Genomic DNA, 16,808 nt, shown 5'->3' with positions numbered 1-16,808 from the left:
AGAACAGCATGATTAACGGGAGCAAAGTACTGGATCGCGCGCTGCGCTGGGGCATGGTGGGCGGCGGCGGCACCAGCCAGATCGGTTACATCCACCGTTCCGCTGCTTTACGCGACGGCAACTTCACCTTAGTGGCGGGTGCGTTTGATATTGATGCGGAGCGCGGACAAGCGTTTGGTCGCGCGCTGGGCGTGGCGGCCGAGCGCTGCTATAGCGATTACGAAACCCTGTTTAATGCGGAAGCCGCGCGTGCTGATGGCATTGAAGCCGTCTCCATCGCCACGCCGAACAATACGCACTTTGCTATCTGCCGCGCCGCGCTCAGCGCCGGGCTGCACGTGGTGTGTGAAAAACCGCTGTGTTTCACCTCCGCTGAAGCTGAGGAACTGCAGCAACTGTGTAAAGCGCAGCAGAAGATCATCGGCGTGACCTACGGTTATGCCGGCCATCAGCTGATTCAGCAGGCGCGCACCATGATTGCTGACGGGCTGCTGGGTGAGATCCGCATTGTGAACATGCAGTTTGCTCACGGCTTTCATCACGAAGCTGTGGAGCTACAGAACGCCAGCACCCGCTGGCGCGTCGATCCGCGTTTTGTCGGCCCGAGCTATGTGCTGGGCGATCTGGCCACCCATCCGCTGTTTATCGCTGAAACTCTGTTGCCGCAGTTGCAAATAAAACGTCTGCTGTGCAGCCGCCAGAGCTTTGTGGCCTCGCGTGCGCCGCTGGAAGATAACGCCTTTGTGATGATGGAATACGACAACGGTGCGGTTGGTACGCTGTGGGCGTCAGCGGTGAACTGCGGATCGATGCACGGCCAGAAAATTCGCGTGGTGGGGGCCCGAGCCAGTCTGGAGTGGTGGGACGAACAGCCAAACCAGCTGCGCTATGAAGTGCAGGGCGAGCCGGTGCAGATTCTTGAGCGCGGCATGGGCTATCTGCACGCCAGCGCGCTGGCCGATGACCGTATTGGTGGCGGCCATCCCGAAGGATTATTTGAAGCCTGGTCGAATCTCTATCGCCGTTTTGCGCTGGCGATGGACGCCACCGACCGCGGCGATCACGCCTTCCTGCAGGACTTCTGGTATCCGGACGTGCACGCCGGGCTGATGGGGGTACGCTGGGTGGAACAGTGTGTCAAATCGGCGGATGCCGGTGCGGTGTGGGTTGAGTGCTGACTGGCTGACGAAATTTAACCGGAGTGCGAGGCAGCGGGGCGGCATCCGTGCTTTATTGGGAGCCGCTGCGCATGCCTTCTGCAGTTGCTGCGGCGATCTGGTCAATGGCGCGCTGTGCCTGTTCGCACTGATGCAAAATAGTGAAGGCATGATGGTAAAGCATTTTCCCCGCTTCGGTAGGCGTTACGCCGCGTTTGGTGCGGATCAGTAACTGCTGATTCACTTCTCCCTCCAGCGTGGCAAGCTGCTGGCTTAGCGCTGGTTGCGCAATATGCAAACTTTCAGCGGCCTGCGTCAGGCTGCCCGCGTCGACGATTTTGATGAAATATTTAAGGCGACGAAGGTTCACGATTACTCCCTCTGGCGACACGATTCTGTGTATCTAAAGCGTCCGGCACGGTGAGATGCAGCAGACGCTGAGTTAAGGACAAACGCCACGACGGCAGGCAGGTACTACGATTAACAGTTTTTTAACATCGACACGCGCAACGCGGCGTGACCGGTGGCGCAATTCGCTGGAAAGGTTTGGGCGCAATCGCAAAAGTGTGCGACGCGTCGCGCAAATGGGGGACTGGAAAGAGAGAAATAGCAGCGATACAGCTGCAAATTTTTAGCGCTAAGACCGGCAATGTAGCGAATCAATATGCCGACGCAGAAAAGCAAAAACCCAGCCATAAGGCTGGGTTTTCTGAATAGTGGTGCCCGGACGCGGAATCGAACCACGGACACGGGGATTTTCAATCCCCTGCTCTACCGACTGAGCTATCCGGGCAACGGGGCGCATTAAACCCTAATGGCTCACAGCCGTCAACGGGTTTCGTAAAAAAAGCGTAGCAATCGTGACTGATTGCCTGCTTTTCAGGCAGGCTGAACAAAAAGCCTACGCCAGCGCACCGTTTTGCCGGCACAGCGCGATGCTCAGCACATCTTCAGCCAGACGCCGCGCGGTAGCGACATCCTGCACGTTGCGCTTCACCAGCAGCTTACTCAGACAACCTTCGAGGATCAGCTCCATCTGATCGGCCACCATGCTGGGGTTGTCCAGCGCCAGGTCGACGAGGATTTCATGGGTGAACTGCCAGGAACTGCGCTTCTGCTGTTCGGCGAGCTGGTGCACCGGCTGATCCGGCTGGGGATAGAAACTGCAGGCGGCAATAAACAGGCAGCCAGGAAAGCGGCCTTTACTGACGTGCTCTGCCAGCACGTCGTAACGCGCCAGTAGCTTTTGTGCTGCACTGAGGCGCTCATCCAGCTGCACCTGGCGGCGCCAGCTGTCGATCTGCTGGCCGTGAAAGCGCAGCGCGTCATACAGCAGGGCATCGCGATCGGGCCAGTAGCGCTCCAGCTGATCGCTGGCGAGGCCTCTTTCGCCAGCCAGCTGCTGCAGCGAGGTGGTCGCGGCCAGGCCGCTCTGTTCGAGCACATTCAGCGCATGCTCAAGGATCTGTTCGCGTTGCAAAAGACTCTCCTCCGGAATGCGGGCCCGAACGCGTGCGCCCGGGCAGTGTCGTGCAACCAGTTTCGTTTAACGCGGCAGATTGTGCAAATGGGCGCGGAAATCCGCGGCGTTAAGGAAGCCGGTGACGCGTGAATCGGCAATCTCTTTGCCCTGCGCATCAAAGAACAGGATGGTCGGCAGGCCAAGCACCTGCAGATGCTGCAGCAGCGCGTTATCCTGCGCGTTGTTGGCTGTCACGTTAGCCTGCAGCAGCTGCACGTTGCTCAGGGCACCGCGCACGCCGTCATCGCTGAAGGTGTATTTTTCAAACTCTTTGCAGGCCACGCACCAGTCGGCATAGAGATCGACCATGGTGATACGGCCCTGCGCCTGCTGTAATGCGCTATCCAGCTGCTGGCTGCTGCTGATGCGCTGAAACGGCAGGTGCGCGACGCTTTGCGTACTGCTGCTGCCAAATGCCCAGTCCTGCAGCGGGCGCGCCACCACCAGCGCGGCCGCCAGCATGATGATCGGCAGCACGCGCGCTGTGCCGCGCGCGCTGAGACTCAGGCTGAACGCCCAGGCAAAAAATGCCACGCCGAGCAGACTCCACAGCCGCAGTCCCCAGATATCGCCCAGCACGCGCTCCAGCAGAAACACCGGCAGCGCCAGAATCACAAAGCCAAAACCCTCTTTCACGCTCTGCATCCACGGCCCGCTTTTCGGCAGCAGCCGGTTGCCGAACATCGTTACAGCAATCAGCGGCAGTCCCATGCCGAAGGCGTACAGCCACAGCGTGCCGGCACCGGCCCACAGATTACCGCTCTGCGCGATATACAGCAGGATAGCGCTGAGCGGCGCGGTGGTGCAGGGTGAGCAGATCAGGCCTGCCAATGCGCCCATCATAAACACGCCCGCCAGCGATCCGCCTTGCTGACGGTTGCTCCACAGCGTCAGACGCGTCTGGAGGCTGGCAGGCAGCTGCAGCGTGAACAGGCCAAACATCGACAGCGCGAGCAGCACAAACAGCACGGAAAGGCCGATCAACACGTAAGGATGCTGCAGCGCAGCCTGGAAACGCAGCCCCGCCGCTGCCACCACCATACCGAGCAGGGTGTAAGTCAGCGCCATGCCCTGCACGTAAACCAGTGCGAGGGCGAACAGCCGGCCCAGTGAGTAGCGGCGCTGGCCACCAAGAATGATGCCGGAGATCAGCGGATACATCGGCAGCACGCACGGCGTAAAGGCCACGCCGATGCCAATCAGCAGCGCCCACAGCGGCGAAAACGGCAGCGGCGTGCGGTCAGCGGCCGGTGATGCCGCGATTACCGGCGCGGCGCTATCGGCAGCCATCGCCGTCAGCGGCACCGAGCGGGTCTCCGGCGGATAGCAGAAGCCGGCCGCGGCGCAGCCCTGATAGGTCACGCTGAGCGTTGCACCGGCATCGGCCTGGCGCAGGGTGATCGGCAGCTGTACGTCCTGCGGATAGATTTCGCTCTTGCCGTAAAACTCATCTTCGTGCGGCTGGCCCGCCGGTAGCGTGACCGGCGCCAGCTGCGCGTGTTGCGCGCTGATGTGGAATTGCTGGCGATAGAGGTAATAGCCGTCCTTCACTTTCCAGCTCAGCGTCAGCTGATGGCCCTGCTGGCTGAAATCAAAGCCAAAGGCCTGATCGACCGGCACAAAGCGGTTATTGGTAGTGGGCGAGAACAGGCTGGCCTGTGCCGACAGGCAAAACAGCAGTGCCAGGCACAGGCTTAGCAGGCGGGAAAATCGAGCAGCCATGACGAATTAATCAGCTCCGGTGGCGAAGAAGCCGCGATGATAACACGGCCGCTGCGCCACGAGGTTTTCAGGATGTAACCACGACGCTACAGAATCAGGCTGCCGAACAGGAAGCCAAACGCCACCGAGAAGGTAATTGCCAGTACGCCGGGAATGATAAACGAGTGGTTGAACACGTACTTTCCAATGCGGGTCGAGCCGGTGTCGTCCATCTCCACCGCGGCCAGCAGCGTCGGGTAGGTGGGCAGCACGAACAGCGCGGACACCGCGGCGAAGGAGGCGACCGCCGCCAGCGGCGACACGCCGAGCATCAGTGCCGCCGGCATCAGCGCTTTGGTGGTGGCCGCCTGCGAGTAGAGCAGCGTGGCAGCAAAGAACAGCACCAGCGCCAGCATCCACGGATAGCTCTGCAGCATGTCGCCGGCCAGCGTCTGGATGTCGCTGAGGTGCGCTTTGACAAAGGTATCGCCCAGCCAGGCGACGCCCATCACGCAGATACAGGCGCTCATGCCGGATTTAAACGTGCTGGCACTGAGGATTTCACCGGTTTCCACTTTGCAGGTCAGGCAAATCAGCGTAGCAACCGTCAGCATAAACACCACAATGGCTTCGTTACGCGGCAGCACCGGATTGCTGATCAGGCCCACGCTGTCGCTGATCGCCGTCGCGTACAGCACGACCGCCGCAATACCGATCAGGAACAGCAGCACCGCGCGTCTGGCACCCGGCTTGATGTGATAAACCTGCTCACCGCGCAGCGTCACTTCACCTTTCGCCAGGCGCGCCTGATAGACGTCATCTTCTTTGAGTTCTTTGCCGAGGAAGTTGGTGATCACCGCGGCACAGAAAATGGCCAGCATGGTGGCAGGCAGCGCGACGCCGAGCAGCGCCAGATAACTGACGCCGCGCGGTTCAAGAATCGAGGCAAAAAATACCACCGCGGCTGAAAGCGGCGAGGCGGTGATGGCGATTTGCGACGCCACTACGGCTATCGACAGCGGGCGCGAAGGGCGTACGCCTTGCTCTTTGGCCACTTCCGCAATCACCGGCAGAGTTGAAAAAGCGGTGTGCCCGGTACCCGCCAGCAACGTCATTGCATAGGTCACCAGCGGCGCAAGGAAAGTGACATAGCGCGGATGGCGGCGCAGCAGGCGTTCCGCCAGCCCGACCAGATAATCCATGCCGCCGGCCACCTGCATCGCGGCGATGGCCGCAATCACCGCCATAATGATCTCGATGACATCGAACGGGATCGCGCCGGGTTTCATGCCGCAAACCAGCGTCAGCACCAGCACGCCTAAACCGCCGGCAAAGCCAATGCCGATGCCGCCGAGGCGCGCACCCAACCAGATCGCCAGCAGGACAATGAGCAATTCCACCACTACCATAGTTTCACTCCCTGAAGTGCCGCCACACGCAGCCACTTTAGTTATAGACGTCAAAATAAAAAAGCACGCCGTATTGTATACAGGCGTGCTTCAGACGACTTGATCCGGAACGGATTACTGTTCGTTTTCGTCGGTGTAGCGTTTGGCTTTGTATTCCGGGTGCATCAGGTTCTGGATGGAGAAAATATCATCCAGCTCTGCTTCGGTCAGCAGACCGCGTTCCAGCACCACTTCGCGTACGCTCTTACCGGTTTCAGCACAAATTTTTCCGACGATATCGCCGTTGTGATGGCCGATGTACGGGTTGAGGTAAGTGACGATACCGATGGAGTTGAACACGTAGGCTTCACAGACCGCTTTGTTGGCGGTGATGCCGTTAACGCATTTTTCCAGCAGGTTGTAGCAGGCGTTGGTCAGGATGCTGATCGACTCAAACAGCGCCTGGCCAATCACCGGTTCCATCACGTTGAGCTGCAGCTGGCCGGCTTCGGAAGCCATGGTCACCGTGGTGTCGTTGCCAATCACTTTGAAGCACACCTGATTGACCACTTCCGGTACCACCGGGTTAACTTTCGCTGGCATGATCGAAGAACCGGCCTGCAGTTCCGGCAGGTTGATTTCGTTCAGGCCGGCGCGCGGACCGGATGACAGCAGGCGCAGGTCGTTACAGATTTTCGACAGTTTCACCGCCAGGCGCTTCAGCGCTGAGTGCACCATGACGTAAGCGCCGCAGTCTGAGGTGGCTTCAATCAGATCTTCGGCGGGCACCACCGGCAGGTTGCTGACTTCCGCCAGGCGCTGTACCGCCAGCTGCTGGTAGCCGTCCGGCGTGTTGAGGCGGGTGCCGATCGCCGTGGCGCCGAGGTTAACCTCCAGCAGCAGTTCGGCGGTGCGCAGAATGCTGCGCGTCTCTTCGTTCAGCAGTACGTTAAACGCGTGGAACTCCTGACCGAGCGACATCGGCACTGCGTCCTGCAGCTGGGTGCGGCCCATCTTCAGGATGTTTTCAAACTCCACCGCTTTGCGCTGAAAACCTTCGCTCAGCTGGCCAATCGCGTCGAGCAGTTTGAGGATTGAGGCGTAAACCGCAATGCGGAAACCGGTAGGATAAGCGTCGTTAGTGGACTGACACTTATTCACGTGATCGTTCGGGTTGAGGTACTGATATTCACCTTTCTGGTGACCCATCAGCTCCAGCCCGATGTTAGCCAGCACCTCGTTGGTGTTCATGTTGACCGAGGTGCCCGCGCCGCCCTGATAGACATCAACCGGGAACTGGTCCATGCACTTACCGTTGTTCAGCACTTCATCACAGGCCTGAATGATGGTGTTGGCGATGTGGCGGGGGATGGTTTGCAGCTCTTTGTTGGCGAGCGCGGCGGCTTTTTTCACCATCACCATGCCGCGAACAAACTCAGGGATGTCGCTGATTTTACTGTTACTGATATAGAAGTTCTCAATCGCACGCAGAGTATGAACACCGTAATAGGCATCTGCCGGAACTTCACGCATGCCTAACAGGTCTTCTTCGATACGAATGTTGTTCGCCATGATTACCTTCTTATTATTGCTGCTGTGTTACTGCCGGGCATCCGGAATGGATGGGCGGCGAATAACGTGCAGGTGAAGCAATTATATTGTCGTGGAATACCAGTGCCGACATTTTATCCATCTTCGGGCTGGCGAGCACGATCATATTCTGTCACTGCAGAAATGCTTGTGCACAGATCACTTTACGGACATTTGCTGGCCCAGCGGTAATAACGATATGTGATGTACTTCGCAATTTTAAGTCAGTGGCATAAATTTAATAGCGGCGGTTGAATTTCCCCGGCCGCGTGCCCATCTCATACGTTATGGTCATGCTGACCCTTCAATTTTGCTGCTCCGCACGCTGCGTGGCGGCACGACTCACAGGAGATATCGGTGCGCTGGTTACCGTTAGTGATTTTTTTTGTTCTGGCCTGGATTGAGATCTCGATTTTTATCCAGGTGGCGCACGCGCTCGGCGTGCTGCTGACCATGCTGCTGGTGATTTTTACCTCGTGCATTGGTGTGTCGCTGGTGAAAAATCAGGGCATGAAGAACTTTATGCTGATGCAGGAGAAGCTGGCGCGTAACGAGAGCCCGGCGGCGGAGATGATTAAAAGCGTGTCGCTGATCATCGCCGGTTTTCTGCTGCTGCTGCCGGGCTTCTTCACCGATTTCCTCGGCCTGCTGCTGTTGCTGCCGCCGGTACAGAAGCACCTGACGCTGAAGCTGATGCCGCACCTGCGCGTATGGCGCGGCCCGGGGCAGGGCCCGGACAGCGGCGTCACCATGGACGGCGAGTTTGAGCGCAAAGATCAGGATCGTATCGGCCACGATAAAGATCGCTGAATGTAAGCGGGGCGGCGTAAGCCGCCCTTTTTGCTGTCTTTTTCGTCATCTGTTACGCAAACGAAAATTTTTTATTTTTTTGCCCTTGAAAGCCCCTTTTCTGCCCCTATCTCTCTCTCCACGAGGCCGGAACCCTCAAGCCCGGCGTTCAACCCAAAAATGAATGATTGGACTTCTCAAAGGAGAGCTATCAAATGAAAATTCGTCCGTTGCACGATCGCGTTATCGTCAAGCGTAAAGAAGTTGAAGCCAAATCTGCTGGCGGTATCGTTCTGACCGGCTCTGCAGCAGGCAAATCAACCCGCGGTGAAGTACTGGCTGTTGGCAATGGCCGCATCCTGGAAAACGGCGACGTGAAGCCGCTGGACGTAAAAGTGGGTGATCTGGTGATTTTCAGCGAAGGCTACGGTGCCAAGACTGAGAAAATCGACAACGAAGAAGTTCTGATCATCTCTGAAAGCGACATTCTGGCGATTGTTGAAGCGTAATTTACGCGTAATTCACTGAACGAAACGAATTTAAGGGATATTTGAAATGGCAGCTAAAGACGTAAAATTCGGTAATGACGCACGCGTAAAAATGCTGCGTGGCGTGAACGTACTGGCAGATGCAGTAAAAGTTACCCTGGGCCCGAAAGGCCGTAACGTGGTTCTGGATAAATCTTTTGGTGCACCGACCATCACTAAAGATGGTGTTTCTGTGGCACGTGAAATCGAGCTGGAAGACAAGTTCGAGAACATGGGTGCGCAGATGGTGAAAGAAGTCGCTTCTAAAGCTAACGACGCAGCAGGCGACGGCACCACCACCGCTACCGTTCTGGCACAGGCTATCGTCAACGAAGGCCTGAAAGCCGTCGCGGCGGGCATGAACCCAATGGATCTGAAGCGCGGTATCGATAAAGCCGTTGCAGCAGCCGTTGAAGAGCTGAAAACCCTGTCTGTACCATGCCAGGATTCCCGCGCTATCGCGCAGGTAGGTACCATTTCTGCCAACTCCGATGAAAGCGTCGGTACCCTGATCGCTCAGGCGATGGACAAAGTGGGTAAAGAAGGCGTGATCACCGTTGAAGAAGGTACCGGCCTGCAGGACGAGCTGGACGTGGTTGAAGGTATGCAGTTCGACCGTGGCTACCTGTCTCCGTACTTCATCAACAAGCCAGAAACCGGTGCAGTGGAGCTGGAAAGCCCATTCATCCTGCTGGCTGACAAGAAAATCTCTAACATCCGCGAAATGCTGCCAGTGCTGGAAGCTGTGGCGAAAGCCGGCAAACCACTGCTGATCATCGCAGAAGACGTGGAAGGCGAAGCGCTGGCTACGCTGGTGGTCAACACCATGCGCGGTATCGTGAAAGTGGCTGCGGTGAAAGCACCGGGCTTCGGCGACCGTCGTAAAGCGATGCTGCAGGATATTGCTATCCTGACCGGCGGTACCGTGATCTCTGAAGAGATCGGTATGGAGCTGGAAAAAGCGACGCTGGAAGACCTGGGTCAGGCAAAACGCGTGGTGATCAACAAAGACACCACCACCATCATCGATGGTGTGGGCGATCAGGGCGCAATCTCTGGCCGCGTGACGCAGATCCGTCAGCAGATCGAAGAAGCGACGTCTGACTACGACAAAGAGAAACTGCAGGAGCGCGTTGCAAAACTGGCAGGCGGTGTAGCCGTACTGAAAGTAGGCGCAGCGACTGAAGTTGAGATGAAAGAGAAGAAAGCACGCGTTGAAGATGCCCTGCACGCTACCCGTGCTGCGGTTGAAGAAGGCGTGGTTGCCGGTGGTGGTGTCGCGCTGGTGCGTGTTGCGGCGAAAATCGCAGCATCTGGCCTGAAAGGTCAGAACGAAGACCAGAACGTCGGTATCAAGGTTGCTCTGCGTGCGATGGAAGCGCCACTGCGTCAGATCGTTTCTAACGCCGGTGAAGAGCCATCTGTGGTTGCTAACAACGTGAAAGCGGGCGACGGTAACTACGGTTACAACGCGCAGACCGAAGAGTACGGCAACATGATCGACTTCGGTATCCTGGATCCAACCAAAGTGACCCGTTCTGCGCTGCAGTACGCGTCTTCTGTGGCCGGTCTGATGATCACCACCGAAGCGATGGTCACCGACCTGCCGAAAGGCGACGCACCTGACTTAGGTGCTGGCGCTGGCGGCATGGGTGGTATGGGCGGCATGGGCGGCATGATGTAATTGCCCTGAACGTCTGAGCTGTTGAGAAACCCCCGATCGGAAACGGTCGGGGGTTTTTCTTTTGCCGGCGAACAAGGTATAAGTAAGGGCGCAATACTTCGGCTTTGCGGGTTTAGGGCAATGAATGTTCAGAAAAAATGTGCGCTTTTCTGCTACGCTGCCGCCCGACACTGATGATAATAAATGGGGATTATAATGCGGATTAACCTCTCGCTCGGACTGGCAGTCGGTACCTTACTGCTGGCGGGCTGTAGCACCTCCAACCAACTGAGTGCCGCCGGCGAACGTGTCACCTTTGTTGATCAACAGCCAGGCAGCCAATGTCAGCTGCTGGGCAATGTTACCGGCTCGCAGAGCAACTGGTTGACCGGTTCAGGCGGTGAAGGCAGTTCACTGCGCGGTGCGGCCAACGACCTGCGTAACCGCGCAGCGGAGATGGGCGGCAACGTAATTTATGGTGCCACCAGCCCGACGCAGAACCTGCTGTCTGCCTTTGCCCCGCTCGACAGCAAAATGTCGGGTCAGGTGTATAAGTGCCCGTAATGGCAGAGCAGCAATAAAAAAGCCGCGAGAGCGGCTTTTTTGTTTTTGAGTTCAGTCCCTGCGCGGTCGCCATCAATGGCTCCTGCGGTGATGGTGCCGCCACAGGAATACTGTAGGGTGCGCATTCATGCGCACCGGGCAGCTGGCAGGGAACGTCACTCCTGACGCAGCTGCAGATCCAGCGGCGTTTTGCTCGGCTCACCACCAATTTCCCGCGCCAGCTTCGGCACCATATAGCCCGACACCATGGTCAGCAGCTGCCGCACCAGCGCGCGCGCCTGCTCATCCGGCACAAAGAAGTGCGCCGCCCCCTGCACCTTATCCAGCACATGTAAATAGTAGGGCAGGATGCCGGCATCAAACAGCGCATTGCTGAGCTGTGCCAGGGTCTGCGCATCGTCATTAACGCCGCGCAGCAGCACGCTCTGGTTCAGCAGGGTGACGCCGGCGCGCTTCAGCCTCTGCATGCGTTCGCGCAGCGCCTCGTCAATCTCCTGCGCGTGGTTGATGTGGCTGACCAGCAGCACCTGCAGACGCGTATCCGCCAGCAGCTGGCATAGCCCTTCGGTAATGCGCGCCGGGATCACTACCGGCAGCCGGCTGTGAATGCGCAGGCGTTTCAGGTGCGGAATGTTTTCCAGCGCGCCAATCAGCCACGCCAGCTCCTGATCTTTCGCCATCAGCGGATCGCCGCCGGAGAAGATGATCTCGTCCAGCTCGGGATGGGCGGCAATGTAATCAATCGCCGCCTGCCAGTTGCGCTTGTTGCCCTGATTATCCTGATAGGGGAAATGCCGGCGGAAGCAGTAGCGGCAGTTCACCGCGCAGCCGCCCTTGACCAGCAGCAGCGCGCGGTTTCTATACTTATGCAGTAAGCCCGGCACCACGCTGCTCTGCTCATCGAGCGGATCGGTGCTGTAGCCCGGCGCATCGGTAAACTCCTGACGGCTGGTCAGCACCTGCAGCAGCAGCGGGTCCTGCGCATTGCCGCGCTGCATGCGCTGAATAAAGGCGCGCGGTACGCGCAGGGCGAACAGACGGCGTGCCTCGCTCCCGGCTGCCAGATCCGCGTGGTTTTCGAGGGCTAAAAGTTGCAGTAATTCAGCAGGATCGGTGACAACATCAGCAAGTTGCTGCAACCAATCTTCTCTGACGGGGGGATTTAGGGTTACAATGTGTGCCATTTTTTTGGCTATTACCAGTTAATATCTACAGAGGGCCTTTATGGCGACTTATCTTAGCAACGATTTTCGTGCCGGTCTTAAAATCATGTTCGAAGGCGAACCGTATGCCATCGAATCCAGTGAATTCGTTAAGCCGGGTAAAGGCCAGGCGTTTGCACGTGTTAAAATGCGTCGTCTGCTGACCGGTTCACGCGTTGAGAAAACCTTCAAGTCTACCGACTCCGCCGAAGGCGCAGACGTGCGTGACATGACGCTGCAGTACTCCTACAACGACGGTGACTTCTTCTACTTCATGCACCCTGAAACCTTCGAACAGTATCAGGTTGAAGCCAAGGTGCTGGACGACGTGACCAAATGGCTGCAGGACAACGCCGAGTGTATCGTAACCCTGTGGAACGATAAACCGATCGCCGTTCAGCCACCGAACTTCATCGAAGCTGAAATCACCGAAACTGACCCAGGTCTGAAAGGTGATACTGCCGGTACCGGCGGCAAGCCAGCGACGCTGTCTACCGGCGCTGTGATCAAAGTGCCACTGTTCGTACAGATTGGCGAAGTGGTAAAAGTGGACACCCGCTCTGGCGAATACGTTTCCCGCGTAAAATAATCGTCAAATCAGGCGCATCATCGATGCGCCTTTTTTATTTCCGCGCTCTTCCCCGCACCGCGTCTTTTTTCAGCAGCTTAACCGCCATCATGGCGTATCCGGTCTATGCTTTAAAAGCTGTACTTTTACTGCAACCAACAAGGATATGGCTATGTTAAAGAAAAGTATTGTCGCGATTTTCTCGGTACTGGTGCTTTCCTCGCTGCTTTCTGCCTGTAACACCACGCGTGGCGTAGGCGAAGATGTTGAAGCGGGCGGTCAGGCAATTCAGCGCAGCGCGCAGTAACTAAAACCGGTGCGAAACCTGCTTTCGTACCGGCTTTCTCTTCCTCCTGTTGTCCTGCCTGCACCTGTGATTTCTGAAACTGCCTGCCGCGACGGCGGTGCCGTTGTTTGCCGTCAGCAATACGGGTAGACTTCCTCCCCTTGTCTGTATAAGGAGTCATCACCATGAGCGAAACGGCAAGCTGGCAGCCGAGCGCACCCATTGCCAATTTGTTGAAACGCGCCGCCATCCTGGCGGAAATCCGGCGTTTCTTTGCCGATCGCGGCGTACTGGAAGTGGATACGCCTGCCATGAGCCAGGCGACGATCACCGACATCCACCTGGTGCCATTCCAGACGCGCTTCGTCGGACCTGGCGCGGCAGACGGGCGCGATCTGTGGCTGATGACCAGTCCGGAATATCACATGAAGCGCCTGCTGGCGGCGGGCAGCGGCCCGATTTATCAGATGGGGCGCTGCTTCCGTAATGAAGAGGCCGGGCGCCACCATAATCCGGAATTCACCATGCTGGAGTGGTATCGGCCGCACTACGACATGTATCGGCTGATGAACGAAGTCGACGACCTGCTGCAGCAGGTGCTGGAGTGCGACAGCGCCGAATCGCTATCGTATCAGCAGGCGTTTATCCGTCATCTGGAGATCGATCCGCTGTCGGCGGACAAGGCGCAGCTGCGCGAAGCGGCGGAAAAGCTGGGTGAGGGCGAGCTGGCGAATCGCGAAGACGATCGCGACACGCTACTGCAGCTGCTGTTTATGCTGGGCGTGGAACCGAAAATTGGTCTTGATAAGCCGTGCTTCGTCTATCACTTCCCGGCCAGTCAGGCGGCGCTGGCGGAGATCAGTACCGAAGATCACCGCGTGGCAGAGCGTTTTGAGGTCTATTACAAAGGCGTGGAGCTGGCCAACGGTTTCCGCGAACTGACCGACAGTCGTGAACAGCGTCAGCGTTTTGAGCAGGATAATCGCCGTCGCGCTGCGCGCGGTTTGCCGCAGCATCCGATTGATACTTACCTGCTGGATGCGCTGGCGCACGGCATGCCGGCCTGTTCCGGCGTGGCGCTGGGCGTGGATCGCCTGATTATGCTGGCGCTGAAGGCCGATGCGCTCAGTGAGGTGATCGCTTTCCCGGTCGATCGCAGCTAGTTACGCCGCGGTTCTGCACACCCGGCCGCGGCTCATCGATGGCGCTGTCCGCGGCCGGGTGCGTTTACGGCGAGGTATTATTGGCCGCTTCCGGAAACTCCTGGATGGTAACCGGCAGCGTCATCTTCTGCTCATTGCGCAGCACCTGCACATCAATCACCGATCCAGGGCGGATTTCCGCCACCTGGTCCATGGTCTCCTGCGCGGACAGCGCCGGCTTACCGTTTACCTGCAGCAGGACATCATTGGCCTGAATGCCGGCGCGATCCGCCGGACCGCCCGGCGTCACTTCACTAACAATAATGCCCTGCACCCGATCGAGGTTGCTGCCCTGACCGTGCAGCGGCGGCAGCTCGCGCCCGGTAATACCGATATAACCGCGGATCACCCGGCCATCACGAATCAGCTTATCCATAATTTTGGTCGCCAGCGCGGTCGGAATGGCAAAACCAATGCCTTCCGGAGTTTCGCCGTCGTTGCTTTTGTCGAAGGTCAGCGTGTTGATGCCCATCAGCTCGCCCAGCGAGTTAATCAGCGCGCCGCCGGAGTTCCCCTGGTTGATCGAGGCATCGGTTTGCAGGAAGTTCTGCCGACCGGAGGAGCTCAGACCGATGCGGCCGGTGGCGCTGATGATGCCCTGGGTGACCGTCTGGCCGAGGTTGTACGGGTTGCCAATCGCCATCACCACATCACCAATATGCGCGACACGTTTGGCGTTAATCGGGATTACCGGCAGATTAGAGGCGCTGATTTTTAACACCGCCAGATCGGTCATGGCGTCGGAGCCCACCAGCGTCGCTTCAAAAAAGCGTCCGTCCTGCAGCGCGACGATAATCTGGTCAGCGTTATTGATGACATGTTTGTTGGTGAGGATGTAGCCTTTCGCGTTCATGATGACGCCGGAACCGAGCGTGGTAATGCCGCGATTATTGTTACCGTGCGCGCTGCGGTTATAGACGTTGACCACCGCCGGCACAGCACGGCGCACGCCCTGATTGAAACTGAAGGGCGCTTCATCGGCGCTGCTGTCGTGATCAAAGGTGACGTTGCTGCCCATTCGCAGCGCCGGGATCGCGACAAGCAGTAAACCCGCCACGATCAGGCCCATCACCACAGAACGTAAAAGTTTAAGAAACATGGTGTTATTTCAGGCAAGAGTTGATCGCAGGGCAGAATAGCACGAGAAGGGCGGACAAACACCTGCTTGTCCGCCCGTTGCGAGGATTATCGCAGAAGCAGGTAAATACTCTCGTCGCCGCGCACCACGTTCAGCGCCAGTACCGGCGGTTTGCCCTCCAGCACTTTGCGCATCTCGGCGAGGCTCTGCACCCGCGTACGGTTGACGCCGACAATCACATCGTCTTTCTGCAGGCCAACCTGTTCTGCCGGCGTGCCTTTTTCGATGGTATCGACTTTGACCCCTTTATCGCCGGCTTTGGTATTGCCGTCACTGAGCGTGGCGCCCTGCAGCGCTGGCGACATCAGCTGGGCGCTGGCGGTACTCTGCGCGCTCTGTTCCAGCGTTACGGTCACCGTCAGCGGTTTGCCATCGCGCAGCAGACCGATTTTCACCTGCTGGCCTGGCGGCGTGGTGCCGACTTTCACCCGCAGTTCGGCAAAGCTGGTGATTGGCTTATCGTTAATGGCGGTAATGATGTCGCCCGCTTTGATGCCCGCCTGTTCCGCCGCCGACTTCGGCAGCACTTCAGAGACAAATGCCCCGCGCTGCGCATCGACGTTAAACGCTTTCGCGATATCGGCGGTCATTTCTGTCCCTTTGATCCCGAGCTGTCCGCGCTTCACTTCGCCGAACTGAATCAGCTGCTGCGCCAGGTTCATCGCCATGTTGCTGGGGATGGCAAAGCCAATACCAATGTTGCCGCCGCTCGACGCCAGAATGGCGGTGTTAATGCCGATCAGCTCGCCGTTGAGGTTCACCAGCGCGCCGCCAGAGTTACCACGGTTGATGGCGGCATCGGTCTGAATAAAGTTCTCCAGCCCTTCCAGATTCAGCCCGCTGCGGCCCAGCGCCGAGATAATGCCGGACGTCGCCGTCTGACCGAGGCCGAACGGGTTGCCGATAGCCACGGCAAAATCACCCACTTTCAGCGCGTCAGAATCAGCAATTTTCACCTGCGTGAGGTTTTTTGCGCCTTCTACCTGAATCAGCGCGATGTCGGTTTGCTCGTCATGACCAATCAGCTTTGCGTCATATTCGTTGCCATCACTCAGCTGCACGCTGATTTTATCCGCACCGTTTACCACGTGATTGTTGGTCAGAATGTAGCCTTTAGCTGCGTCGATGATGACGCCGGAACCCAGCCCTTCAAACGGCTGTGGCTGAGACTGCCCGGGCGCCTGGCCAAAGAAGCGCTTCAGCGGCTCGGGAATATCCTGGCCCTGCTGACCGCTGTCGGTGCCCTCGACATGCACGCTGACCACCGCCGGCAGCACTTTTTCCAGCATCGGTGCCAGGCTTGGCAGTGCTTGTCCCTGAATCTGTGCCGGCAACGTGGCCATGGCACCCGGCGTCGCCGCCAGACTCATCCCAATGCTCAAGGCTAATGCGCTTAACAGTCGTGCTGGTTTTTTCATTGCTATGACGCTCTCGCTGCGAAAAGGGGGATAAAAGAAGTGTGACAGTTATTGGTAATAAGCGTTCGGAAAACAAAAAGGGCACAGCCATGC

At 57.9% G+C, this 16,808-nt stretch carries 15 protein-coding genes, 1 tRNA gene and 1 pseudogene; 8 read left to right on the top strand and 9 right to left on the bottom strand.

Annotated elements, in window-relative coordinates:
* Positions 1 to 8: 8 nt before the first annotated feature.
* The gene (locus tag C1N84_RS16695) at positions 9 to 1,178 is read left to right on the top strand and encodes a Gfo/Idh/MocA family protein (RefSeq protein WP_264441705.1); all 1,170 of its coding nucleotides are present in this window, start codon (positions 9 to 11) and stop codon (positions 1,176 to 1,178) included.
* A gap of 94 nt (positions 1,179 to 1,272) precedes the next feature.
* Here the strand turns inward: C1N84_RS16695 and C1N84_RS16690 are convergent.
* The 6 genes and pseudogenes from C1N84_RS16690 to aspA form a co-directional block, all read right to left on the bottom strand.
* Positions 1,273 to 1,527: pseudogene (locus tag C1N84_RS16690) on the bottom strand (LysR family transcriptional regulator); the annotation flags it as partial.
* Positions 1,528 to 1,874: 347 nt separating this feature from the next.
* Positions 1,875 to 1,950 (bottom strand) — tRNA-Phe (locus C1N84_RS16685).
* Between the two features lie 108 nt (positions 1,951 to 2,058).
* On the bottom strand, positions 2,059 to 2,637 hold the full coding sequence (locus C1N84_RS16680) for a division control transcriptional repressor DicD (protein WP_238561227.1): 579 nt from the start codon (positions 2,635 to 2,637) through the stop codon (positions 2,059 to 2,061).
* A 66-nt stretch (positions 2,638 to 2,703) separates the two neighbouring features.
* Positions 2,704 to 4,401 carry a protein-disulfide reductase DsbD gene (locus C1N84_RS16675; protein WP_264441704.1) on the bottom strand — a complete coding sequence of 566 codons (1,698 nt, stop codon included), beginning with the start codon at positions 4,399 to 4,401 and terminating at the stop codon, positions 2,704 to 2,706.
* 86 nt (positions 4,402 to 4,487) lie between these two features.
* Entirely contained in the window at positions 4,488 to 5,789 is a 1,302-nt protein-coding gene (locus C1N84_RS16670) for an anaerobic C4-dicarboxylate transporter (RefSeq protein ID WP_058759604.1), read from the bottom strand.
* 114 nt (positions 5,790 to 5,903) lie between these two features.
* Entirely contained in the window at positions 5,904 to 7,340 is a 1,437-nt protein-coding gene (gene aspA, locus C1N84_RS16665) for an aspartate ammonia-lyase (RefSeq protein ID WP_021507768.1), read from the bottom strand.
* Between the two features lie 375 nt (positions 7,341 to 7,715).
* Here aspA and C1N84_RS16660 point away from each other — a divergent pair, with 375 nt between their 5' ends.
* From C1N84_RS16660 to C1N84_RS16645, 4 genes are all read left to right on the top strand, one after another.
* Entirely contained in the window at positions 7,716 to 8,168 is a 453-nt protein-coding gene (locus tag C1N84_RS16660) for an FxsA family protein (RefSeq protein ID WP_021507767.1), read from the top strand.
* Positions 8,169 to 8,362: 194 nt separating this feature from the next.
* Positions 8,363 to 8,656 (top strand): co-chaperone GroES, encoded by a 294-nt coding sequence (locus C1N84_RS16655; RefSeq protein ID WP_021507766.1) that lies wholly within the window; start codon positions 8,363 to 8,365, stop codon positions 8,654 to 8,656.
* Positions 8,657 to 8,702: 46 nt separating this feature from the next.
* A complete protein-coding gene (gene groL, locus C1N84_RS16650) occupies positions 8,703 to 10,358 on the top strand; it encodes a chaperonin GroEL (protein ID WP_021507765.1) in 1,656 nt (551 codons plus the stop codon).
* A 195-nt stretch (positions 10,359 to 10,553) separates the two neighbouring features.
* Positions 10,554 to 10,901, top strand: coding sequence for a DUF4156 domain-containing protein (locus C1N84_RS16645; RefSeq protein ID WP_021507764.1), 348 nt, complete (start codon positions 10,554 to 10,556; stop codon positions 10,899 to 10,901).
* 155 nt (positions 10,902 to 11,056) lie between these two features.
* On the opposite strand, the gene epmB is transcribed toward C1N84_RS16645, so the two are convergent.
* On the bottom strand, positions 11,057 to 12,085 hold the full coding sequence (epmB, locus tag C1N84_RS16640) for an EF-P beta-lysylation protein EpmB (RefSeq protein WP_058759602.1): 1,029 nt from the start codon (positions 12,083 to 12,085) through the stop codon (positions 11,057 to 11,059).
* A gap of 40 nt (positions 12,086 to 12,125) precedes the next feature.
* On the opposite strand from epmB, the gene efp reads away from it, so the two are divergent.
* The 3 genes from efp to epmA all read left to right on the top strand — a co-directional run bounded on the left by efp (position 12,126) and on the right by epmA (position 14,120).
* Positions 12,126 to 12,692 (top strand): elongation factor P, encoded by a 567-nt coding sequence (efp, locus tag C1N84_RS16635; protein ID WP_021507762.1) that lies wholly within the window; start codon positions 12,126 to 12,128, stop codon positions 12,690 to 12,692.
* A gap of 151 nt (positions 12,693 to 12,843) precedes the next feature.
* Positions 12,844 to 12,978: an entericidin A/B family lipoprotein gene (locus C1N84_RS16630; protein ID WP_031279745.1), complete on the top strand. Its 135-nt coding sequence runs from the start codon at positions 12,844 to 12,846 to the stop codon at positions 12,976 to 12,978.
* Between the two features lie 164 nt (positions 12,979 to 13,142).
* Complete coding sequence (epmA, locus tag C1N84_RS16625) at positions 13,143 to 14,120, top strand: elongation factor P--(R)-beta-lysine ligase (protein WP_021507760.1); 978 nt, start codon at positions 13,143 to 13,145, stop codon at positions 14,118 to 14,120.
* A 64-nt stretch (positions 14,121 to 14,184) separates the two neighbouring features.
* Here the strand turns inward: epmA and degS are convergent, their stop codons facing one another.
* Positions 14,185 to 15,258, bottom strand: a complete 1,074-nt coding sequence (gene degS, locus C1N84_RS16620) for an outer membrane-stress sensor serine endopeptidase DegS (protein ID WP_021507759.1) — start codon at positions 15,256 to 15,258, stop codon at positions 14,185 to 14,187.
* An 86-nt stretch (positions 15,259 to 15,344) separates the two neighbouring features.
* Positions 15,345 to 16,715: a serine endoprotease DegQ gene (degQ, locus tag C1N84_RS16615; RefSeq protein ID WP_031279744.1), complete on the bottom strand. Its 1,371-nt coding sequence runs from the start codon at positions 16,713 to 16,715 to the stop codon at positions 15,345 to 15,347.
* Positions 16,716 to 16,808 lie beyond the last annotated feature (93 nt).

This window comes from Pantoea sp. SGAir0418, from assembly GCF_043529865.1.
Note: the sequence above shows the minus strand (reverse complement) of the source record. Positions and strands in the feature narration are given on the sequence as shown.